Annotated in this window: 17 protein-coding genes; 14 read left to right on the top strand and 3 right to left on the bottom strand. The window is 53.4% G+C overall.

Translation table 11 applies throughout. The features are described 5' to 3' along the window. The 5 genes from Q1Q75_RS19570 to Q1Q75_RS19550 all read left to right on the top strand — a co-directional run. A partial coding sequence (locus Q1Q75_RS19570; RefSeq protein ID WP_300674200.1) for an NAD(P)H-dependent glycerol-3-phosphate dehydrogenase occupies positions 1 to 464 on the top strand: 464 nt, incomplete at its 5' end. Between the two features lie 116 nt (positions 465 to 580). After that, positions 581 to 1,306, top strand: coding sequence for a DNA repair protein RadC (gene radC / locus Q1Q75_RS19565; RefSeq protein WP_300674198.1), 726 nt, complete (start codon positions 581 to 583; stop codon positions 1,304 to 1,306). Positions 1,307 to 1,319: 13 nt separating this feature from the next. Then, the gene (locus Q1Q75_RS19560; RefSeq protein ID WP_300674196.1) at positions 1,320 to 1,604 is read left to right on the top strand and encodes a hypothetical protein; all 285 of its coding nucleotides are present in this window, start codon (positions 1,320 to 1,322) and stop codon (positions 1,602 to 1,604) included. A gap of 69 nt (positions 1,605 to 1,673) precedes the next feature. Further along, on the top strand, positions 1,674 to 2,852 hold the full coding sequence (locus Q1Q75_RS19555; protein ID WP_300674194.1) for a phosphoglycerate kinase: 1,179 nt from the start codon (positions 1,674 to 1,676) through the stop codon (positions 2,850 to 2,852). 577 nt (positions 2,853 to 3,429) lie between these two features. After that, complete coding sequence (locus Q1Q75_RS19550; RefSeq protein WP_300674192.1) at positions 3,430 to 4,491, top strand: hypothetical protein; 1,062 nt, start codon at positions 3,430 to 3,432, stop codon at positions 4,489 to 4,491. Positions 4,492 to 4,597: 106 nt separating this feature from the next. Here the strand turns inward: Q1Q75_RS19550 and Q1Q75_RS19545 are convergent, their stop codons facing one another. Further along, positions 4,598 to 5,062, bottom strand: coding sequence for an N-acetyltransferase (locus tag Q1Q75_RS19545; protein WP_300674190.1), 465 nt, complete (start codon positions 5,060 to 5,062; stop codon positions 4,598 to 4,600). A gap of 587 nt (positions 5,063 to 5,649) precedes the next feature. On the opposite strand from Q1Q75_RS19545, the gene Q1Q75_RS19540 reads away from it, so the two are divergent. The 4 genes from Q1Q75_RS19540 (at position 5,650) to Q1Q75_RS19525 (ending at position 12,223) form a co-directional block, all read left to right on the top strand. Beyond that, positions 5,650 to 7,416, top strand: coding sequence for a 4Fe-4S dicluster domain-containing protein (locus Q1Q75_RS19540; RefSeq protein WP_300674187.1), 1,767 nt, complete (start codon positions 5,650 to 5,652; stop codon positions 7,414 to 7,416). Positions 7,417 to 7,419: 3 nt separating this feature from the next. After that, positions 7,420 to 8,289, top strand: a complete 870-nt coding sequence (locus Q1Q75_RS19535) for a CoB--CoM heterodisulfide reductase iron-sulfur subunit B family protein (RefSeq protein ID WP_300674185.1) — start codon at positions 7,420 to 7,422, stop codon at positions 8,287 to 8,289. Between the two features lie 337 nt (positions 8,290 to 8,626). Continuing rightward, positions 8,627 to 11,404, top strand: a complete 2,778-nt coding sequence (locus Q1Q75_RS19530; protein WP_300674184.1) for a response regulator — start codon at positions 8,627 to 8,629, stop codon at positions 11,402 to 11,404. Between the two features lie 525 nt (positions 11,405 to 11,929). Then, entirely contained in the window at positions 11,930 to 12,223 is a 294-nt protein-coding gene (locus Q1Q75_RS19525) for a hypothetical protein (protein WP_300674182.1), read from the top strand. A gap of 179 nt (positions 12,224 to 12,402) precedes the next feature. On the opposite strand, the gene Q1Q75_RS19520 is transcribed toward Q1Q75_RS19525, so the two are convergent. Further along, a complete protein-coding gene (locus Q1Q75_RS19520; protein ID WP_300674180.1) occupies positions 12,403 to 12,909 on the bottom strand; it encodes a DUF1841 family protein in 507 nt (168 codons plus the stop codon). Between the two features lie 127 nt (positions 12,910 to 13,036). Then, a complete protein-coding gene (locus Q1Q75_RS19515) occupies positions 13,037 to 14,440 on the bottom strand; it encodes a sigma 54-interacting transcriptional regulator (protein WP_300674178.1) in 1,404 nt (467 codons plus the stop codon). A gap of 816 nt (positions 14,441 to 15,256) precedes the next feature. Here Q1Q75_RS19515 and Q1Q75_RS19510 point away from each other — a divergent pair. The 5 genes from Q1Q75_RS19510 (at position 15,257) to Q1Q75_RS19490 (ending at position 22,698) form a co-directional block, all read left to right on the top strand. Continuing rightward, positions 15,257 to 16,543: a thiolase family protein gene (locus tag Q1Q75_RS19510; protein ID WP_300674175.1), complete on the top strand. Its 1,287-nt coding sequence runs from the start codon at positions 15,257 to 15,259 to the stop codon at positions 16,541 to 16,543. A 218-nt stretch (positions 16,544 to 16,761) separates the two neighbouring features. Continuing rightward, positions 16,762 to 17,619 carry a 3-hydroxybutyryl-CoA dehydrogenase gene (locus Q1Q75_RS19505; protein ID WP_366945267.1) on the top strand — a complete coding sequence of 286 codons (858 nt, stop codon included), beginning with the start codon at positions 16,762 to 16,764 and terminating at the stop codon, positions 17,617 to 17,619. 746 nt (positions 17,620 to 18,365) lie between these two features. Further along, positions 18,366 to 18,914, top strand: coding sequence for a 4Fe-4S dicluster domain-containing protein (locus Q1Q75_RS19500; protein ID WP_300674170.1), 549 nt, complete (start codon positions 18,366 to 18,368; stop codon positions 18,912 to 18,914). After that, complete coding sequence (locus Q1Q75_RS19495; RefSeq protein WP_300674167.1) at positions 18,907 to 19,794, top strand: heterodisulfide reductase-related iron-sulfur binding cluster; 888 nt, start codon at positions 18,907 to 18,909, stop codon at positions 19,792 to 19,794. The genes Q1Q75_RS19500 and Q1Q75_RS19495 overlap by 8 nt, the downstream gene beginning before the upstream one ends. Before the next feature lie 525 nt (positions 19,795 to 20,319). Next, on the top strand, positions 20,320 to 22,698 hold the full coding sequence (locus Q1Q75_RS19490; RefSeq protein ID WP_300674165.1) for a methyl-accepting chemotaxis protein: 2,379 nt from the start codon (positions 20,320 to 20,322) through the stop codon (positions 22,696 to 22,698). Positions 22,699 to 23,162 lie beyond the last annotated feature (464 nt).

Genomic DNA, 23,162 nt, shown 5'->3' with positions numbered 1-23,162 from the left:
CCGGTGGGGTGGAGATCGGCGGGGCCAGGAAAAACATCATCGCCAGTGCCGCGGGGATGGGTGATGGGTTGGACGCCGGGCGCAACCCGAGGGCGGCCCTCATCACTCGGGGGCTTACCGAGATGAAGCGGCTGGGCATGAAGATGGGTGCAGAACCCCTCACTTTCTCTGGTTTGGCCGGGGTGGGGGATCTTATTTTGACCTGTACAGGAAACTTAAGCCGCAACCATGCCGTGGGGATGAAAATTTCCCAGGGCATGACCCTCGACGAGATTCTCGATGAGATGCGCATGGTGGCCGAAGGGGTGAAGACCACGCGTTCGGTCTACAATCTCTCCCACAACCTGGGGGTGGAGCTGCCCATCTGCAACGAGGTGTACCACATCCTTTTTGATGGCCGGGATCCGGCTGAATCCATCACCCGTTTGATGACGCGAGATTTGAAAAACGAGATGGATCTGTAGGCAGATGACATAAAACGTTTCTTTTCTGGCCAGAGTGGGGACAGCCACAGCGGCAACCCGCTCTCAAGGTGGCTCATCTTGCCGCCGGAGGCACTCTTTTTTATGGGGGGCAGAAGGTGAAGGAAGGGATAGATGACCGGCAGGGGCACCGACAACGGTTGCGGGAGCGCTTTCTTTCAGGGGGCCTTGAGGGGTTTCATGACTACGAGGTGGTGGAGCTGCTGCTGACGCTGGGCACGCCTCGGCGCGACTGTAAGGGCTCCGCCAGAGAGGCCCTTGCCCGGTTCGGATCCCTTCAGGCCGTGTTTGAAGCCGATGATCGGGAGCTCATGGAGGTCTCGGGGATCGGGCCCAGCAATCTTTTCGGGCTGCGGCTTATCAAGTCGGTGGCCGAGCGTTATCTGGAGGCGCGGATGGTTCAGCATCCCTGTATTTTAAACTCCAGGGAGCTTTTGGATTTTTTGACCCTTAAGATCGGACACCGGCGGCGGGAGTGCTTCTTTGCCGTCTATCTCAATGCCAAAAATCGTGTGGTCGCGTCCAAGGTTCTTTTTGAAGGGAGCCTTACCTCCAGCGCCGTGTACCCGCGTGAAGTGGTCAGTGCGGCCCTTGCCCATAAAGCCGCCGCGGTGATTTTTGCCCATAACCACCCCTCTGGAGAGGCCGAACCTTCCAAAGAGGATATTCGCGTGACCCAAAAATTGGTGAGCGCCTTAAGGGTGATGGGGATCACCGTCCATGAACATCTGGTGATCGGAGCCGCCGGCCATTACAGTTTTGCCGAGCACGGCTATATTGATCGCTTTGTCCGAGAGGCTGAGGCGGCTGCCCCCGAGCCATGAGGAGCATTTTGTTGTGACAGATGACATCAAAAAACCGGGTTGCTATGGCGTGCTTGCCAAGGTGTTTCCCATGGGCGGCGAAGGCTTGCGTCATTCTCCGGAAGAGTGCCTGGCATGCCCCCATAAAACCCCGTGTCTGAGGGCTGCCCTGTCCTCCGACCCCGCCGCAGACCATGTGCGGGAAGAGCGGATGGATCGGGCCTATGCCTCGGGCAATCTCTCTTTTATTGAGCGTTGGTCCCGAAAAAAGGCAATGGCCGGAAAAAAAGGACGGGCCGAAAAAAAAGGACGGGAGTGAAGGCGCTCCCGTTTGTGTAAAATCAAACCGACCCTTTATGATGACACTCATATTCTAAGGAACCGTGTGATGAAGACAATCAAGGAACTGGACATTACTGGCAAGCGGGTCTTTATCCGTGTGGACTTCAACGTACCCATGGATGCGGCGCAGTGCATTACCGATGATATTCGCGTCCGCACCTCCCTGCCGACCATTGCCTACGCTGTGGCACAGGGAGCCAAGGTGATCCTGGCTTCCCATCTGGGGCGTCCCAAAGGAAAAAAGGTCCCTGAGATGAGCCTTGCTCCGGTGGCAAAGCATCTGGAAGGGTTGCTCGGACAAAAGGTGGCCATGGCTCCCGATTGTGTAGGGGCTGAGGTGGAGGCCATGGTGTCTTCGATGAAGGAAGGGGAGGTACTGCTCCTGGAGAACCTTCGGTATTACAATGAAGAGCAGGCCAACGATGCTGCCTTCGCCGGGCAACTGGCCGCCCTTTGCGATGTGTATATCAACGATGGCTTTTCCGTCTCCCATCGGGTCCATGCCTCGGTTGCAGCCATCACCGAAAAGGTGACGCAGAAGGGTGCCGGGCTCCTTTTGGAAAAAGAGATCGCTTTTTTCAACCAGGCCATGGGGGCACCGGTACGTCCCCTTGTTGCGATCATTGGTGGGGCCAAGATCTCCAGTAAGCTGGGGGCGTTGACCAACATGCTGAATGTCGTGGACAAGGTGATTGTCGGCGGTGCCATGGCCAGTACCTTTCTTAAGGCCCAGGGGCTTTTCATGGCAAATTCTCTGGTGGAGGACGACATGCTGGACAGTGCGCTGGCTGTGATCTCTACCTGTCGGGAGAAAGGGATCCCGCTTTATCTGCCGGTGGACGGCGTGGTCGCCAGGGAATTCAGCGCCGAGGCTGATTTTGACGTGGTCTCTGTCAACGCCATCCCGGAAGGCACCATGATGCTGGATATCGGTCCGGAAACCTTGGCGACCTATGCTCTGGTGGTGGCTGAGGCCAAGACCATCGTCTGGAATGGTCCCATGGGAGCCTTTGAGATGGCGCCTTTCAGTCAGGGCACGATGGGGATGGTCGCGGCGGTTGCCGAGGCCGAGGCCCTGACCGTGGTTGGGGGCGGCGATACGGACGTGGCGCTTCATATGGCAGGGGCCGAAGAGAGTGTCTCCTATGTCTCCACCGGTGGCGGGGCTTTTTTGACGCTGATGGAGGGCAAGCCCCTTTCTGGTGTTACCTGCCTTGGGGAGTGATGCCTGACGGGCGATGGGTACCGGCATGTGCCGGTGCCCGGTAATAAGAATGCAGAGCCTCGGTGAGGGGTATTTTACTCGAGGCTTTTTTGCTGAAAAGCATCGTTTTCAAGCGATAATACGAGAAAATAAACGATTGGAAAGATGCTTTTGCGGGCTTGAGCACTTTGGTGCTGTGTGGCAATGGCTCTTAAACACGCTGAAATAGCAGCTTATATGCGCATATTCAAGCGCTATCCTGTTGACCCTCTCTGGGGAATTATGGTACAAGATGTTGTGATGTGTCCAGCCAAGATCCTCTGAAACTTAGGATCACAGGATTTGCATTGGCATTGACGAGTCTTCGTGAGCTTTTGTCAGCTCGCAGGGGACTTTTCTACATAGAAAGAAATCAGCGCTTTACCCTTTATGCTGAAGGTCCTCTGATGCCACTGCTGCCTCTCTTTTTGCCCGGTGATCGGTCCACGATTACGCTGGGTGACTTGAAATCCAGACCACGTACTATGGATCACTACATGAATGATGCCTGCTTTTATCAGCCAACCAGGTGGGCGATACACCTTTGAGGGGGGGTCCTTTGGGATACTGGAGCTATAGGGAAGAGCTCAGCCGCGCCCATAAATTGAGGCGTGTTTATTATGAAGTGCTGCGGGATGACCTCGATGAGTTCGTGCTGCAATACGGCCTGGTGGAGTCGTATGATAATTTTAAAAAAAATAACATGGAGTACCCTTTTGTTGAACGGCGGGAGCTGAAACCAAGGGCGCGTATTCCAGGTTTTGAATATGAGGAACACAATGCGTTTCTCATCATCTTTATTGAGGACACGATCCCTGCGTCTTTTAAGAAGTATATCCGCTTTTTTGACGTCAACAAGACGGTGAAGAGTAATCTCCTCGCGTCCGGTGTCCTTGATCTCTCTTCTGAATTCGATCGGGGGTGGAAGTACCTGGATTCCGTTCGGTTCAACGAGTTCCTCAGAAAAATGGTTCCCGTGGATTACGCCTTGCTCATTCAACGGGACCCTGTCTCCCGTGCCACGGACCGCTACGCCCTTTCCCATTATCATGTCCGCATCGATTGGCCCATTGCCGAGGCCGCCGAAGAGATGGGCAAGGATTTGCGCTATATCATCAAGGATCTGTACGAGCGTGGAGACAAGTGCGCTGAGGATATTCAGAAGAAATTCTTCGAGATGTACGGCTTGCCGATCATGGCGGGTGGCCGGAGGACGGCGGCCAGTGTGGCGGCGCAGTACCTGAAACGCCTCAATTCGATCTCCACGGTGTATGTCTCCAGCAGCGAATCTCGATGTGTGCTTCGTTTTTCCGAACGGGGGATCTCCCGTTACACCCTGGTGAGGTTTACTCTGGCGGAGATGCTGGAAGTGTCCGGTGAGAACTCCATGAACCTTGAAACCTTCACCAGCAATTATGTGATCGATTATGAAGAGAAGGACGGCGTCTGTATTTTGAGGGTGGATTACGATCATACCTCTCCGGCCAAACCCCCTCCAGATGGAAAGATTCGCGCCATCAAGGCGGAGACCGCCTGGAATACCATCAGTAATCAGCTGGTCATGCCCAGGCCTGGGGTGTGGAAATATCCCTTGCTTCGCGTCAATGTGGTGTACACCTGACCCTTCTTTCCCCTGCTGTTTCGTTAAAAACGAAAAACGCCCCGCTGAATGTCTTTCAGCGGGGCGTTTTTTATTTGCGTGCTCCAGAAGGGGGCATCAAGCAGGGCTATCGTTTGACGTCGAGGTGTCGTCTCATGGCGGTCTCATCGCAGTCGGGGAACTTCACGCAGGTGATACAGTCGCTCCATATTTTAAGGGGGAGCTCCGCCCGATCGATGATGACAAAATCCAATTTCTCAAAGAAACCTGGCTTGTAGGTCAGGGTGAAGATCTCTTTGATGCCGAAAGCCACCGCTTCATCCAGAGCGCTTTGGGCCAGTAGCTTGCCGATGCCTTTTCCTGTGTGATCGGGATGGACGGCAAGGGACCGCACTTCGGCAAGGTCTTCCCAGCAGAATTGAAGTGCCCCACATCCGACGACTCCCGCCTGCTGATCTTCATAGACAAAAAAATCCCGGAGATGATCGTAGAGTTGACTTAGCGGTCGGGAGAGGAGCTCTCCCCGGTTGCCGTATTCGGAAAGGAGGCTGTGAATTTGTTTGATATCTTGGATGGTGGCTTTTCGTATCATGGGTGTGTGTATCCAGCGATTGAGGTGGTGCGCTGATCCTTTTGCGGGGCGCGGAAAAGATGTTTTGCCCGGTTCGGGGCAGACAACAGGTTGAATGTATAACCGAAAGGGATGGCAAAGGCAAGTCCCTAAAGCACGCGGCAAAGCCCCTGTTGGCCTTGCTTTCAAGAGGGATGACCGGTCCCGTGCCCAGGTATTGCCGAAGGAGGTGTTGCCGGATGTGTTTTCTCCCTTCAAGACAGGTACCGGATGACTTAAAGGCTCTCAGGGGGGGGAGGGTCATCGGTAAGCCAGACTCGGGCAATGGGAGGGTAGCAACGGTCCTTTTTTTCGGATTTTGGGTGGGGAAGGGAACATCTGTGTGAAAGGCGATCCAGGTTCAATGATTCGTAATGATTCGTAATGATCTATTTGAGGGAACAGTATGTTCTGTGGCACATTGCTTGCATATATAATTATTGTCCTTGACTACCGGATACCGTGGCGTGGATGATTTGTCTGGAATTGTATGCTGGAGCTAGAAATTACGGCTCTATGTATATCTGATACGTTTTATCCTTACGAACAGCAGACAAACAGGATTTTTTATGGATACACTGATTCTTTATCTCTCTGTTGGCTTATTTACCGTTGGTTTTGTGTATCGTGTCTCGACTTGGTTCACCCGTGATGCCTGGTATCTATCCAGGGTTGGGGCGGGGCGTGTGGGTCCATGGGCGCGACTTCAGGCCTTGGGTAGGGGCGTCAGTGGATTTTGGAAGGGGCATCTTCTTCTTAAGGTGATTTGGGAGTGTTTAAAGCAAGGGGTGATTCAGGTTCGGTTACTGGAGAAGAATCGGTTTCGTTGGAGCATGCATATGCTCATTTTTATCGGGTTTTTAGGCCTTACCCTGATGCATGGCTTTGAGCAAATTATCAGCGAACGTTTTTTTCCGGACTATTACTCTACCTTGAACCCTTATTTTTTTCTTAGGGACTTGTTTGGCCTGTTTGTGTTGGCTGGTCTTGCCATGGCGGTGGGACGCCGCCTGGTGATGCGGCGGAAAGGCCTTTTGTCTAACGGCATGGATTACGGGGCCATTGCGGTTCTGGCCGTGATTGTTCTGTCTGGTATCTTCCTTGAAGCGGCCAAGATATCCTCCCATACCGAATTCATGGATATGGTGGATGAGTACGCCATGCTCGATGATGAGGAAGAGATAGAGGCTCTTGAGGCTTATTGGGAGCGCGATTTCGGTCTGGCTGTTCCGGGAGAACGGGGTGCCGAAGATCCGGATCTTCTTGAGATGGGGCAAGAGATACACGAAGAGAGCTGTATGTCGTGTCATTCCAATCCCCGCTGGGCGATGACGGGGTACCTCCTGGCCACGAGTGTAGGCGACGAGACGGCCCTTCATTTTGATCGTGCTGGAGCGGTTACCTTTTTTTGGTGGACTCACTACCTCAGCTGCTTCCTTTTTTTGGCGTGGATTCCTTACGGGAAGATGTTTCATATGTTTTCTACCCCGCTAAGCCTGGTCGTGAATGCGGTGGCGGGTAAAAACGGGGGCGCAGAGGCTCTGTCCATCCGGCGCTCTCTGGCGCTGGATGCCTGTACGCGGTGTGGTACCTGCAGTCAATATTGTTCGGTTCAACCGGCCTATACCCTCATACAGAACCCGTTGATCCTGCCATCGGAGAAAATTACTTTTTTTAAAAGCCGTGCAGGACAGAAGGAACTCTCCGGGGATGATTTTGCCCGGGCAAGGCAGGGGGTCACCCTGTGTACAGACTGTGGCAACTGCAGCAGAGTTTGTCCCTCGGGGATTGATCTTCGAAGTCTCTGGCAGCACATGAAGGGAGACCTTCTCCAGTCCGGCAAAAGTGACGCGATGTTTCTTTCTCCCCTCTCTTTTGGCAGCTGTATGGAGGAGGGTGGGGTGGACAGCGAGCTCTTGGTGCCGGCAAAGGAAAAGCTGGCCGGACGCTTTGACGAGCTGTCAGATTCTCAGCGTGTGATTCATATCGGGGAAGGGGCGTCCGAAAATGAATTCAGCTCTTTTCATGTCGAGGCCTGCTTTCAGTGTGGGGGGTGTTCCAGTGTTTGTCCGGTGGCTGATACCGTGGATGATCCACAAGAGAGTCTTGGGCTCTTGCCTCACCAGGTGATTCAGGCCCTGAAACTCGGAGAAGTGGAGATGGCTGAAGGGGCACCCATGATCTGGAATTGTCTGACCTGTTACCTGTGCCAGGAGTATTGTCCTCAGGGCGTCCTGGTGACGGACCTTTTTTATGAATTGAAAAATAGAGCCTACCGGCGAACCGGTGAGGGCCAGAGGCTTGCTTCGGGTCACCGCATCGGATCAGGGAGATAAAATATGGGATATCAGCTTTTTTCGGGATGCACGATTCCCTCACGACTTGGCGGCTATCGGGACTCTACCCTGGCAGTCCTCGAAGCCTTTGGTGTAGATGTTGGCAGTGAGTCCAAGTTCAACTGCTGTGGGTACCCTTTGAGAAATACGGACCGGGAGATTTACCTGCTTTCATCGGCCAGAAATCTCGCGCTGGCGGAAAAATCGGGCAGCGATATTCTGGTGATGTGCAAGTGTTGTTTCGGCAGCTTCAAACACGCTCAGAACGCATTGAACCAGGACCTTCAGCTTCGGGACGAGGTGAACGCCATCCTGAGCCGAGAGGGCTTGGAGTATCGCGGTGTGGCCCGCGTGACCCACATCCTCTCTTTTCTGCGTCATGAGGTGGGCCTTGAGGCGATCCGGCAGCGGGTGGTGCGTCCCCTTGCCGGGGTGAAGGCAGGGGCTCAGTATGGCTGCCACATGTTACGTCCGAGTCATATCAATGAATTGAATGACGCCGGTGTGCCGGAGTTCTTTGACCTGCTTCTTTCTGCTATTGGTGTGGAGAGCCTCGACTACAAACGGAAATTTGATTGCTGCGGGGCTCCGTTGAACGGGATTAATTCCGTTCTGTCTAAAAAGATGACGCTCCGTAAGCTTGAAGCGATTCGAGAGATGGGCGGTTCTCTGGTCGCCACGGGGTGTCCTTATTGCCATCTCCAGTTTGCCGGTGCTGTGGAAGAAGGGGATGCGCTCCCACGACCGGTGGTCTACCCTCAGCTGTTGGGGCTGGCCATGGGGTTGTCACCGGAAAGCCTGGGGATTGAGGCCGCTGATGCCGAGACCCTCGCCATTGCCCTTGATGGGGCGGACGTCCGCCAAAGCATGTAGAGTGTCTGTTGGGGGGCGTCAGGCTCCCCTTCAGATGGTTTTATTCGGTGAATTTTCGGATGGAAGAAGGGGGGATGAGAAGGCTGCGTCCCTTTCAAAACCCCTTGAGGTGACTTTAAAAATCGTCAATCGCTCTTGAAATAACCCCTCTCATATGCCATACATTTTTAATGTGTTTATTTATTTGGGGGACCTTGGGTTGACCTGAGCCTGAATGAAGGATTTTTTTTTGCGCAGGGTAACCAATGTTCAGGTGTGGCTTTCGGCCATTTTGATTGGGAGTATTGTTTTTTAACGGCTCTTGCCCTCCCCCGAAACCGATTTCAATAGTGACGGCATGAACTTAAATCCCATAACACTTACATTTTCCGGTTCCGACGCCGAATTGGAAGAGGCGTACCTGCAAAGAGACCACGATAAGTATATCTGGCAGGTTCGTATCGTTCTGGTTCTTGCTGCCATATTTTATATCCTCTTTGGTTTTCTGGATGTTCAGCAGGTCCCTGAGCTGCTCGCCACATTTCTTATGATCCGGTTCGCCTTTTTTCTGCCGGTCGTGATCCTGGTCCTTTGTTTCTCCTTTACCCGTGTTTTTGTCCGTGTCCTGCAGCCGCTTCTGGTCCTGGTGATCATGACCGGTGGTGGGGGGATTATCATGATGTTAAGCCTGGCGCCCCGGCCTGCGGGGTACGCCTACTTTGCCGGGCTGCTGCTGGTGTTTATCTTCGGGTACAGCTTCGGTCGGATTAAGTTTCTCTGGGCCAGTCTCTGCGGGTGGTCGCTGGTGGGGCTGTATACGGCCTCGGCTCTTTATCTGGCAGAAACCCCGGTCTCTGTTATCATCAACCATAATTTTTTCTTCATCACCGCCAACCTGGTGGGGATGGCCTCCTGTTACATGTTTGAGTACAACAACCGGAAGAGCTTCAGCATCTCCTGCCAGTTGGAGAACGAACGCTGGAAGGCCCGCCAGGCCAATCTGGAGTTGGAACACCGGGTTCAGGAACGTACTGCTCAGCTGGCCACCATCAACAAGAACCTGCGTGCAGAGATCGAAGAACGAAAGAAAGTGGCCCGGGAGCTGCGGGAAATTCACGGCGAGCTGGAACTTCGGGTGGATGCCAGAACGCGGGAGTTGGTCCGGATCAACGACGAACTCTCCAAGGCCAAGGAGGTGGCGGATCAGTCGGCCCGCGTCAAGACCGAATTTCTGGCCAACATGAGCCATGAAATTCGGACCCCCATGAACGCCATTATCGGCATGAGTGATTTGGCTTTGAACGAAGAGATTACCCGGGACCAGCGTCGTGAGTATTTAGATATTATCCGTATCTCGGCCCGCTCCCTTCTCGGGATCATCAACGATATTCTGGATCTGTCCAAGATCGAAGCGGGGAAGCTGGACCTTGAAGAGACGGCCTTTGATATCGGCAGTCTGGTGGAGAGTATTTCCGGGATGTTTCTGGACCAGATTAACGAGAAGGGGCTGGAGTTTATCATCGATATTGATGAAGGCATGCCCGAACGTCTGGTGGGGGATCCCTTGCGCCTGCAGCAGGTTTTGGTCAACCTGACCAGCAACGCGGTCAAGTTTACCGATGGGGGGGAGATTACCCTGCGCATGGAGGTGATGGAGGAGAGCGAGACCCATGTCACTTTGATGTTTCAGGTGGCCGATACGGGGATTGGCCTGGACTCAGAGACCAGCGCCGGCCTGTTTGATGCCTTTGCCCAGGCAGACGGCTCCACCACCCGGAAATACGGAGGGACAGGGCTGGGGCTTACCATCTGCAAACGTATTGTCCAGATGATGGGTGGGGACATTACCGTCTCCAGCACCCTGGGGGAGGGGAGCTCTTTTACTTTTACCGCACCCATGGCCAAGGACACCACCATACCCTTGAGGTGCCCCTATGACCTGCCAACCCACCTCAAGGAGCTGCAGGTGCTGGTGGCCGAAGGCAACGTGACCTTAAAGCGGGTGTTGGAGCGTATGCTCATTTCCTTTGGGTTCGGGGTGACCTGCTGTAAGAACGGGATGGACGCCCTCTCTCTTCTGGCAGGCAAACACAGCTTTGATCTTCTCCTCGTGGATATGAATCTTCCCGATATGGATGGGGTGGAGATGGCGCGTAAGATGAGTGTCCAGGGAGGGCATGCCCCCCACGTGATTCTTCTCGATGCCTTCAGCTCTGGTGTCAATCTCTACGACAAGGGCCGGTTTGGAATCGACCGAGTGGTGACCAAGCCTTTGCGCCCCTCCACGCTGTTTGATGCCATCATGGAGACCTTCGGTGAGGCGGTGGTCTCCCGAGACGCCTCCTTTTCGGATGCCTCCAAGTTCACAGGGCACTTTGGTGCCGTGGACGGGGCCACCGTTTTGCTGGTGGAGGACAACCGGATTAACCAAATGGTGGCCACGGAGATTCTGACTTTTTCCGGGGTTCGCGTGGAGATTGCCGAAAACGGCCTTGAGGCCATTGAGCGCATCAAAGAAAAAGATTACGACGCCGTGCTTATGGACATGCAGATGCCGCAACTCGACGGCATGGAAGCCACGCGTATTATCAGAAATGAGCTCAAGTACACCCGGGTGCCCATCATCGCCATGACCGCCCATGCCATGGAGGGCGATCGTGAAGCCTGTCTGGATGCGGGCATGGATGATTACATCCCCAAACCCATCGATCGGGAACGGTTGATGGGGGTTCTTTCCCGGTATATTGGGCGGGGCGAACCCAAAAGGGGGGGGGGGGACATGCCGTCTTCCATGATGCCTCAAGGACAGCAGGCCCTGGATGTGAGTGAGGGGGTGGCGCGTATCGGCGGCAGTCACGACATTTACCGGTCCATCGTCATGAAGTTTGTGGATCTCTATGCCGATCGCCTTGGGGACATTCGAGGTATGGTGCATACCGGCGATTTTACCCAGGCGGCTTATGAGGTTCATGCCATCAAGGGGGCGTCGTCCAATATCTCGGCCAATGGCCTCTTTGCGTCGGCCCGTGAGCTCGAATCGATTTTGAAGACGGGGCTTGAGGCAGAATGCCTGAAGGGGATGGACGACCTGGAAGAGGCCTTTGTGGGCGTTCGAAACGCGGTGTCCGGCCTTTGAGGGGGCAGGCACCCTCTTTCAACGATTTTCCGTTTTGCCGGGTTGACAAAAGAGAATAAAATCCTGTTACTTGTGTCGCTGTGTGGTATACTGATGCTCATAAAGGCAGGTGTGCGACAGGGCAGAAACCTCCCCATCAAAATGGGTTTGATCCTTCCTGAATTCCACGTTATTCGAGACGGCTTCCGTCTGTTTCCGATTTTTTCGGTATGCTCCCTATCATGATCCCATGGCTTTGTTCTCTTTCTTATGATTCGCTCCTTCATGACGTCGCATTCCAGGCGACTTCCCATGCGCGTCGAACCCGGCAGGGACCCTTACGCCCACTCGGGATAAGGTGCCCAGGCGGATGAAGCAATGGATGAAAATTCCCTGCATTCGACGCTTTTCATGGTGAACTCCTGAAATGAATAGGCACCGTGGTTAAGACTCGGCCTGTTCGGGAGACAGGCGAAGATGATCACTCTTGAGGGTGATTTTTCCACTGTCCCGTATGCCTGCCTTTTTAAAAAATGGAGGTGCTGTATGAGTGTCTTTCTGGATGAGAGGAATAACAAACGGATGCATATTCCCGGGACGATTCAGTACTCGCGATCACCGACCGGTGATTACAGAGATGCCGATCTTCTGAATTGCACGGACAGGGGGCTCTGCTTTCAAAGCAAATGCCCGTATCTTCCTGAAACCTCTCTGGTTATTCGTTCGAAAAATCGAAAGAATCCGTATCGGCAATTTGCCAAAGTCGTGTGGAGTCGGCCCATGAGCCCGACCACTCGGGAAAATCCCGCGTATCGTGTCGGTGTCATTTTTATCAGCTGAATGCGGGGAGGGCGGTCTTGCGGGGTTTCATCGTTCCAGGGCCTGTGAGGCTGGTGGGGTCGCAAGGGGTTCGACCGCAGGGACTCATCCACCACCCCCTAATAAAAAAAGACGGCTTGGGATCTTTCAGGATCGCAGGCCGTTTTTTTGTCTAAGGGAGGGGACTCGATGGGGGGGTGTTACGAGCTGGTCTGGTGAAACTCTTTGTCCAGCGCGGCCTGAATTTTTTCTGGTGTTTTGGTTTTGAATTTTTTGAGCAGGCTCGCATACTTGGCCATGTCCGGCTCACCCTCCCGATTTCGTCCTTCCAGGACCAGGGGAAAAAAGATGGCGCAGAGAAGATGCTGGGTGGTGTGCTCGTCAATCCCCTTTTTTTTCATGGCGTTGACAAAGGGGATGACTTCAAGGGGCTTTTTACGGATCACCTGGGTTGCCACCAGCCCGTGGAGGAGGATGTGGAGGTAGGGGTTTACGCCCTGACCCGGCAGGTATTCATGGGTCTCCGGGTGATCGATTCCGTCCACCTCTTTCGCGAACATCGCTTCGTGTTTCTTGATGATGGCAGCATAAAAGAGTTCAATCTCAGAGAGCCCCGTCAGATCCTGCCCCTTCACCTTCTCCCATAGTTTGAGCAGTTCATTCCTGGAGGGCTGAAAGTCGTCATTTTCCGTCTGCGCTGTGTTCATCTGTCACCTCATGGTCGTGCCTGGAATGGATCGGTTAAGACCGAATGTAAAAAAAACAGGCTACCCCTTTATCTTCGTAAATGTCAATTCAGTCGCCCTGGCAGCCTTTCTGGGACGATCTCTCCCCTTACGCGCTTTGGGGGCTGATTCCATATTTATCGATTTTTTTGTAGAGAAGGGTTCGATGGATGCCAAGTCGTCTGGCGGTTTTGGCTTTGTTGTAACTCTCTTCCTGGAGGGTGGCTGCAATAATGTTTTTTTCTGCGTCGTTTAAGGCCTCTTTCAGGGAGGAGTGGTTCAGGGTCTCTTTGCGCTCACTGTACTGCAGCATGCAGAACGGCAGGTCATCTTCGGTGAGGGCATTGTCTGTCATGGAGGCCACGGCCCGTTCCAGGCAGTTGGAGAGCTCGCGGACGTTGCCGGGCCAGGTGTAGCCGGAGAGCAGCTCTTCGGCATTGGTGGAGAGGCTGACCTGGTGAAGCCCTTCTTTGTCGGCGATGAGACCGAGGAGGTGACGGCTGAGCAGGGGGATGTCCTCGCGGCGTTTGCGTAAAGGGGGCAGGTGGAGGTGGATGACGTTGATCCGGTAGTAGAGATCGCTTCGAAAGGTTCCTTCGGTGACCATCCGGGCGAGGTTGCGGTTGGTGGCGGCGATCAGACGAAAATCGGACTGGATCACCCGGGTCCCGCCCACGCGCTCAAAGTCTTTTTCTTCAAGGACACGAAGGAGCTTGGGCTGCATTTCAAGGGGTAGCTCGCCGATCTCATCCAGAAAAATGGTGCCCTTGTGGGCCATCTCAAATTTGCCGGGTTTGCCGTCGTTTCGGGCACCGGTAAAGGCCCCCTTTTCATAGCCGAAGAGCTCGGATTCCATGAGCTCCCGTGGGATGGCTGCGCAGTTGATGCGTATGAAGGGGTTGACGCTCCGCGGGCTCTCATGGTGGATCGCCTGGGCAAAGATCTCTTTACCCGTTCCGCTTTCTCCCGTGATGAGAACGGGAAAGCTGTTGGATGTGGCCGTAAGGGCTTCTTTTTTGATGCGGTGCATGGGCTTGCTCTCACCCACGATGCTTTCAAAGGAGTATCGGGTGGAGCGCAGGTGCCGCAGCTCCTGTTCGTAGTGTTTTACTTTGGATTCAAGAAGCGAATATTTCCGGGCGAGGCTGGCGATCTGGCGGATATCCTCAAAGATGACCTGGCCTACGGCAGCCACCACCTTGCCATCTTGTTTGATGGGGAATCGTCGGGACAGAACTTGCTGGTTGTTGATGGTCTGTACCTGATTCATTTCAGCTTTCCCGGTCTGGGCCACGATATGCAGGCGGGAGTCTCCCAGAATTTTGGTGCAGTGGGTGCCGATGACCTCGCCATAGGAGATGTTCACAAAATCGAGGTAGGGCTTGTTGATATCGATGATGTATCCATCGGGATCCACGACCACGGTCGCCCCGTAGGTGTAATTAAAAATCAGCTGATAGTGATCGATCTCTTCTTGAAGCTCTTCAATAATACGGTCGTTATCGCGTTTCATGGGCCTACTCAACCTTGCTGGGGAAAAATCCTGTTACCTGTATCTGTTTGACGACACTTTAAGGTGTATCAAAGACGCTATATGTCGCATTTTTGATACAGTGTAAAGCTCTTTTTCTTGCCTTGACCCGGTGTGCGGTAGGTAACCGCTTGGGATGTGGGCTCTTTTAAGCGTTGTCCGTAAACGGACAGGATCCGCTTTCGGCGCCGTGAATGGAAGGTGTTTCCCGAAGGATCATCGGGTTTTATCATAGGAGGGAGGGGGATACCACAGGTTTTGGGTGATTTCTCTCGTCCGTCGGGGGAGTACGGAGGCGATTCGCCATATTCTACAAGGGTTACCGTGGGTGTTTATCGTTCCACCCAGGCGACGACAGGGGCAGGACGGTGTTGTTAAGTGGTATTTGTGGATAAGTCACCGATAAAACACGGTATCGTAAGATATGGTAAAAACTGGCATAACAATTGCTGTGTCCAGTGGACTGTGAAGCGAATGTGCCCACTGGGGCAGACGCACAGTTTTCTCTCTGGAGGATCAACCTTTCTTCGTAAGGGAAAATTGCACACGGAAACCCCAGGATGCAATGGCGCATCCTGATGAAGATCTTCACCCCAGGCCCCGATGGGTTTCGGGTGGACATGAGGCATAGAATCATTCGCAAGCGGTGGTGCCTTTCTCTTGCTTTGGACTACCGGACTCCCACGTGCCGGCTGAAGCGAAAGGGTGCACACGTCACATCAGGTGACATCCGACCTTGCGAATCCAGCAATGGTCCCTCGGGAGATTGAGAGATCATGTAAAGGAGCGAGTCAAGTTATGAAAAACGCAGTCATTGTTTGTGGAGCGCGTTCTGCCGTCGGGACCTTCGGTGCCGGACTTAAAAATGTCAAGGTAGCGGACCTGGGTGCCGCAGTCATGAAAGATCTGTTTAAGAAGGCGGGTCTTCGCCCTGTTGCCAGTGATGAAATGAGGACGATCTGCCCTGATGCCTTGAAGGACCAGGGGCTCACTGAGTTGGAAGCCAAGGGCTGTGATTGGGACGAGGGAGCCATTCCTGTAGAAGTTGACGAAGTCATCATGGGCAACGTGCTTCAAGCAGGTCAGGGGCAGAACCCCGCCCGTCAGGCGATGATTCGTGCCGGTTTTCCCAAAGAGATCCCCACCTTCTCCTTGAACAAGGTGTGTGGCTCAGGCTTGAAGTCTATTGCTCTGGCGGCTCAGTCCATTATGTGCGGCAACGCGGATGTGGTTCTGGCCGGTGGCATGGAGTCTATGAGCAATACCCCCCTGGCCCTGCCCAAGGCACGCTGGGGACACCGCATGGAACTCACCGGTGTCGGGGAAGTCACCGACCTGATGGTGTTTGATGGTCTGTATGAGATTTTTTACGGATACCACATGGGGATTACGGCTGAGAATATTGCTGAGAAATACGGCATCACCCGTAAAGAGCAGGATGAACTGGCGCTTCTTTCCCACACCCGCGCCCGCAAAGCGATTAAAGACGGCTTGTTTATAGACGAAATAGCCGATATTATAATTAAATCACGTAAAGGTGATACGATCTTCAATGTGGATGAGCGGCCCATGGATACCTCCATGGAGATCCTCTCCAAGATGCGCCCTGCCTTCAAAAAAGATGGCACGGTCACCGCCGGGAACGCCTCGGGCATCAACGATGGCGCGGCAGCTGTCCTCGTGATGAGCGAAGAAAAAGCCGCTGAACTGGGGCTCACCCCCATCGTAAAAATTAAAGGATTTGCTTCAGGAGGTCTGGATCCCGCGTTTATGGGCCTGGGTCCCGTTCCCGCCATCAGAAAGGTGTTGGGCCGCCTGAATATGGATATTTCCGATATTGACATGATTGAACTCAACGAAGCCTTTGCTTCCCAAGCGATCGCCTGCATGAGAGAGCTGAATATCCCCATTGAGAAGCCGAACCAGGTGGGCAGTGGGATCTCTCTGGGTCACCCCGTCGGTTGTACCGGCGCACGTCAGATGGTGACCGGTATGAACATGATGAAGAGAGATGGCCTTTCAACCGGTCTGATCTCCATGTGTATCGGCGGTGGCATGGGTATGGCCATGGTCATCGAAGCTTAAGTCACACGTTTGTGTTGGGTACCGGGGGTGCCGCGCAGTCACACCCGGCCTACTGGCAGGAGAAGCCTGGCCCCCGTCTTGTATGAAAAAGGATACCATCCTTTTTCATACAGGCGGGGGCTACAACCAAAGACCCTGTGATCTGACCCGGACAGTTCGCAATGAAACATCGTAAGACTCGGTGGATCAATTTCCGGTGACACAGCTATTTAATACGATTGGGTGAGATGATGAAAATTATGGTAATTGGCGCCGGCACCATGGGCGCAGAAATAGCTCAGGCCTTCGCACAGAAAAAGTTCGATGTTGTTTTAAGAGATATTAATGAAGAAGCCGTCGCCAAAGGGCTTGCCGGCATGGAAAAAAGGCTGGAGCGCCTGGTTTCCAAGGGCAAAATCGAAGCCTCTTTCAAAGAGGAGGTGCTCACACACGTGACGGGCTCTGTGGATATCGCAGAGGCTGCTTCCTGCGGACTGATTGTGGAAGCTGCCGTGGAGAACATGGGGATTAAAAAGGCGATTTTCAAGGAGCTTGACGGGATCTGTCCCGCCGAAACCATCTTCGCCACCAACACCTCTTCTTTGTCCATCACGGATGTGGCGTCAGCCTCAGGGCGACCCGACAAGGTGATCGGGATGCATTTCTTCAACCCCGCCACGGTCATGAAGCTGGTGGAGATCATTCGGGGCATGACGACCTCTGATGAGACCTATGGTGCGATCAAAGAGATCACGGAGAAGATCGGGAAAACCCCCGTGGAAGTGGCGGAGGCCCCCGGGTTTGTCGTCAACCGCATCCTGATTCCCATGATCAACGAAGCCATCGGGATCTTTTCTGAAGGCGTTGCCTCTGTGGAAGATATCGACAGCGCCATGAAACTCGGTGCCAACCATCCCATGGGGCCTCTGGCCTTAGGGGACTTGATCGGGTTGGATGTCTGCCTGGCCATCATGGATGTGATGGTGGAAGAGACCGGCGATCCCAAATATCGCGCCCATACCCTGCTTAAAAAGTATGTCCGCGCAGGGTGGCTTGGCCGGAAAAGCGGGCGTGGTTTTCATCATTACGCCAAGTAAGCGGTATTCATTCCATACAGGGTGCCGGCCATGAATTCTGGCGGCACCCATGTTTTGAATCCAAAGCATGCCGGTTGTCTTTCGACGGGGTGAAAGAGCCGGCATGCTTCAGCCTGTTTATAAAAAATTCAGTGGTATGACGACGTTAAAGGCTTAGATTGTTATGAATAAATTTTGCTAAAAAAACTTCCTTACAAGCAGTGACGCGGCACAAAGATGTGCGGCGTAATGAAGGCGACGAAGCTTGCTGAAGGGAACGGACGAGAGAGGATTCCTTTTTGCAGGCTTTTTTTGTCTTTAATCCCAGGTGGGAGGGCAATGGGCCCGCATTTGGGACGGGCGAGGCCGGCTGGTGCCGCTTTCGCCAGATATGACTCTGTTCAGACTTTATAAAAAAACGAAAAATCACGTGCGATGCATCGGCGATGCACCGAGGGTGAAGCTCACCCAAAAATTGAGATTATTTGGTGGTGTCAGAAAAACAGGATCCTGATTCGGCGTTGTTTTGTCGGTCGGGAAAGGAAAAACCAAACATGGGAAGGCATGGGGATTACGCCGCTGACTCATGTGGGTTGAAAATGACCATTTCGGTGCTTCTGGTCGAGGGATTTACGTCAGCGGGCGAGCCCATGGAAGATCCGGATTAATGTGCGCACCCTAATTGATGGCTTTTGCCACTCTGGGTGCTGTAACACACCCCGGTCCGTCGTGAATATCATGATGTTGCGGGAGAGAGGACATTGCAGATGAATAGAACAGAACCCATCCGAATACAGGCTGGCTTCATGAATGAAGTGACCGAGAGAAGCGGACAGATGTTCAACTCCTGCTTTCAATGCCGCAGCTGCTCTGGGGGCTGTCCCATGGCTGAGGAGATGGATTACCTCCCCAACGAAATCATTCGGATGGTCCAGCTGGGCATGAAACAGGAGGTCCTGGAAAGCCAGTCTATCTGGTTTTGTGTGGGATGCCTCGCCTGTGTGTCTGAGTGCCCCAACGGCATCAGCCTTCCGGAGATGATGGATACCCTGCGACAGATTGCCCTGGAGGAGAAGGTGACCGTTAAGGAGCCGGAGGTGGTGGCCTTTCACCAGGAGTTCCTGGGACAGGTGAAACGTTACGGCAGGCTCTATGAGCTGGGTTTTATGGCCCGCTACCGCATGAAGTCTCTGCCAGCCCTTCGGGATATACCCAATTACATGAAATTCCTGTTTTCTGGCCGGTTGAGTATTCTTCCTGAGAAGATTAACAAGCGTGTGGACATGAAAAAGCTCAATGAGGTGTGTCATGTCTAAGGCTGTAAAAAGAACGATCCCGGTGGGGAAACGACGGATCTGTATCTATCCGGGGTGTTCGCTGACAGCCAGCTCCCGGGACTTTGCCGATTCTCTCTTTCAGATGGCCAAAATGGCCGGCATGTGGGTTGAGGAGCTCAAAGACTGGAATTGCTGCGGGGCCTCTCCGGCTCACAGCGTGAACCCTGAGTATGCCACCCTTCTTTCCGGCCGGAACCTGATTCTGGCTCAGAAGCAGGGGGTGGAGGATCTCTATGTGGTCTGCCCCAGCTGCTATATTCGTCTGAAAGAGGCCAAGCACAAGCTGGCAAATGACGAACAGATGCGGGACAAACTTTTTCAGGCGTATGGCACCCGCTATACCGGTGAGGTGAAAGTCCGATTCTTTCTGGAGGCCATTGAGCCCGGGGACGAGGCCATCTTCGAAGGGCACATGAACCGCTCTCTGGAAGGACTGAACGCCGTGATCTATTACGGGTGCCTGATGTCCCGCCCAGAGCGGGTTACCGGCTTTGATCTCAAGCATTATGAGTCCAGTATTATCAAATTTGTCGAGAACACCGGCGCAAAAGTTCGGGACTGGGGCGCTTCCAGTCGTTGTTGTGGATCGCATCTGGCCGTTTCCCGTCCTGAGCTGGCCGATCGTCTGGTGGACCGGATCCTGGATGCAGCCATTCAGGCCAAGGCCAACTGCGTGGTGACTTTTTGCCCCTTGTGCCAGGTGAACCTGGAGATGCGCGGGACGGCGAAAAACAGGCTCCCCGTCTTTTTTATTCCAGAGCTGGCCGGTTTCGCCTCCGGTGAAGTCAAAGCCGAGAAGTGGGCGCGCCGCCATCTGGTGAATCCCATGCCGCTTTTGAAAATCAATCGAATTCTTTAATGCGCTCAAAAGAGTGTTGTTGAAAGGCGACGCTCAACCCCTTCGTTGTCTCCGTTGACAAGGGGTTCATCAAAAACAGGCGAAGGGCTTTTTCGCCAATGACCCCAGGGGGCTATTTTACACAAACCCGGGGAGCCTCTGATGTGCACTTCTCACCCACAACACGCCGCATGGCCTCAGTCTATTTTTTTTTAAAGCCCCCGGTTTTTACCGGGGGCTTTTTTTTTTGAGAGTCCCTCCCGGACCGTATTCACTTTAAGATCAGATGAATAAAAATGGGGAATGGTGGTTTTTGAGGCGCGATCCTAATTTTTAGATGTAAACGACGTTAAGATTTGTGTTGGGGTGTCGATAACTGATGTATCACAGTTTTTCTCGGTTCCTCAATGTGGCTTTATGGACACATGATTGAACTATCGGAAGCGTCTTTTTTATTCAGGATCAATGGATTTCAAACGGCAGGCTGTTTTTGCTCTCGAATTGAATCTGAGAGATTCGTCGTCCATTAAAACGGGGGGGGGAAGTATGTTTGCATCAGTGGGACTTAAAAAAAAGTTAATTGCTGGATTTATTCTTGTGGTGTGCGTTCTTTTTGTCGTGGGAATGACAGGATATTTCAGTCTGAACAGGGTGATCGATGAGGCCGATAACGGGCTGATGACCCTGGAGCTTGATGTGATGGTCAACGAACTGCTGAGTGATCAGGTACGCTATGAGCGGACGGGTGAAGCAGAATTGTTTACTGCGTTGGGGGAGCATCTGAAAAAAACGCAGGTTAAACTTTCCGGGCTGGTCGACATCATGGGGGAGACCCCGGCGCTTCAGGCGTTAACGGCCGGCACTCTGCGCTATTCACTCTCCCTGGCCACCCTTGAAGAGGCCAAGGCCAAGAAGCTGGCCTTGAGAGGCGAATTGCAACAGAGTGTCGATAAGACCCGGTCTGTGGTGAATGATACCTCTGTACATGCAGAGAAAATGATTCGCGACCAGGTGCTTGAGAGCACCATTCAATCCATGAAAAAACAGTCGTTCGGAGCCGTCCGCGAGCTGGTGGATGTGGCCTACGGCGTGATGGACATCGCCTACAAGAATGGAAAGACCCAGGAAGAGGCGTTGGACACCCTTCGCAACATGCGGTTTGGTGGAAAAAATTATTTTTTTGTTGTGACCCCGGACTTTACCATGATGGCCCATGGCGGTGATTTTACGCAGGAAGGGAAGGGGTTTTCTGACATTAAAGATCAAAAGACCGGTAAAGCCTTCATGAAAGAGGTGGTGAATGGGGCGATCAAAGACGGACATTCAGTCACCGAATATTTTTTCACCAAACCGGGACATGGAAAGGCCCTCTTTCCCAAGGTTACCGTGGCTCGATATTTTATGCCCTGGAATCTGGTTGTCTGTACCGGCGTCTATCTCGATGAGATTGATTTGGCCGCAAAAAAGATGGAAGAGGTGATCGGAGAGGGCTTTGAAAAACTTCAGCGTATTTCTCAGCTGAACGATTATTTGATGAATGTACGAATCAAGGCCTTGTATTATCTTGCGTATCAGTCGGACCCGGGAGATGTTGAAAAAACCATGCAGTCACTGCTCTCTGCGGATGAGGCCAGTGATGCCGTGAAAGCTGCTGGATCCTCTTATCTCACCCACTGGAACGAGTATGTGGCTCAGGATGTGCATGAAAAAAACACCGGAAGAGAGGCCCAGGTGATGGTTTCCGAGGCATCGAACGGCATGCATGCCATCGCGGATGAAGCTCGGAAATCCTTTGGCATGACGGCAAAATCCGGAAAAAGCGTGATCGTCTGTTTTCTGTTGGTCGGTGTCGGTCTGGCGATGGGTGCCGCCGTGGTGCTGATTTTTGCCATCACCATTCCTTTAAAACAAGTCAGTTCCATGCTTCAGGACATCGCCGAAGGTGACGGGGATTTGACCCAGCGGCTGACGGTGGCCAGCCAGGATGAACTCGGTGATGTCGCGACCTGGTTCAATCATTTTGTGGGAAAATTGCAGCAAATGATTGGTGAAATCGCTGAAAACTCGAAGACTCTGGCTCTGTCGTCCGGGGACCTCAGAGGTCTGGCCAGTCAGATGGCCGACGGTGCCGAGGCCACGTCAGGGAAATCACACACGGTTGCAGCCGCCTCCGAGCAGATGAGCTGCAACATGGCGGATGTCTCGCGGGAGACCGAGCAGTCGGCCGGTGCCATCAATTCCATGGCGTCGGCCACGGAGGAGATGACCGCCACCATCACCGAGATTGCGCAAAACTCCGAGAACGCACGTTCTGTCACCGGGGAAGCCGTGGCTCAGGCAAAACGAACCAAGGAGAAGGTGGGCGACCTGGGCAATGCCGCGATGGAGATCGGCCAGGTAACGGAAGTGATCGCAGAAATTTCAGAGCAGATTAATCTGTTGGCTTTGAATGCCACGATTGAGGCAGCCCGGGCCGGTGACGCCGGCAAGGGGTTTGCCGTGGTGGCGGATGAGATCAAAGAGCTTGCCAGGCAGACCGCCTCCTCCAGCAAGGATATCAAGGCTCGGATCGCTGGCATTCAAGACTCTGCGGGAGACACCGCCACAGAGATCGATATTATCACGGGCGTCATCGACCAGGTGAACCAAATCGTGGTTACCATTGCGGCGGCGATTGAAGAGCAGTCCGTGACCACGGCAGAGATTTCAGGCGCTGTGAATCAAACCTCTTCAGGGATTCAGATGGTGACGGACAAGGTCCAGGAGAGTTCCAACGTGGCACGGGATATGGCCATTGAAATTGCAGAGGTAAACGAAACCGCCGGGAATATGACGGCTGTCAGTGCCAAAGTGAATGCCAACGCCGCAGATCTTGAGGCCCTCGCCGGTGGTTTGAAAATTCTGGTGGGGAGATTTAAGGTGTAGGGGGGCAGGGGACAGGCAAAAGGGCAGGGGACAGGCAAAAGGCAAAAGGCAAAAGGCAAAAGGCAAGAGGCAAGAGGCAAAAGGCAAAAGGCAAAAGGCAAAAGGCAAGAGGCAAGAGGCAAAAGGCAAGAGGCAAAAGGCAAAAGGCAAAAGGCCTCAAGGATAAGGTTGAAGGGCGAGAAGGCATCCGGTGGATGGCCCTTTTCGCCCTTTGTTTTTTAAAGCCGTTTATTTATTCTTTCACGTTTTAAAAACAGTTGACCCCTGTCTTTTCAGAAAATAAAGTGGCCTTTATTCCTTCGTGTGTCCATGGGGCATAGCCCGGATATTTCACGAGTTGGGTGCGTTCATATGCAAGGCATCAGAGCTGAAGATGTAGTGGTTTACCTCAAAGCTCTGATAACGCGGCAGATGAGTGCACCCGGCTCGCCCGAAGGGTGAGAAAATCAGACAGAATACCGTGG

Origin of the sequence: Desulfoluna sp., from assembly GCF_030145185.1 — a bacterium.
Classification (GTDB): Bacteria; Desulfobacterota; Desulfobacteria; order Desulfobacterales; family Desulfolunaceae; genus Desulfoluna.
Note: the sequence above shows the minus strand (reverse complement) of the source record. Positions and strands in the feature narration are given on the sequence as shown.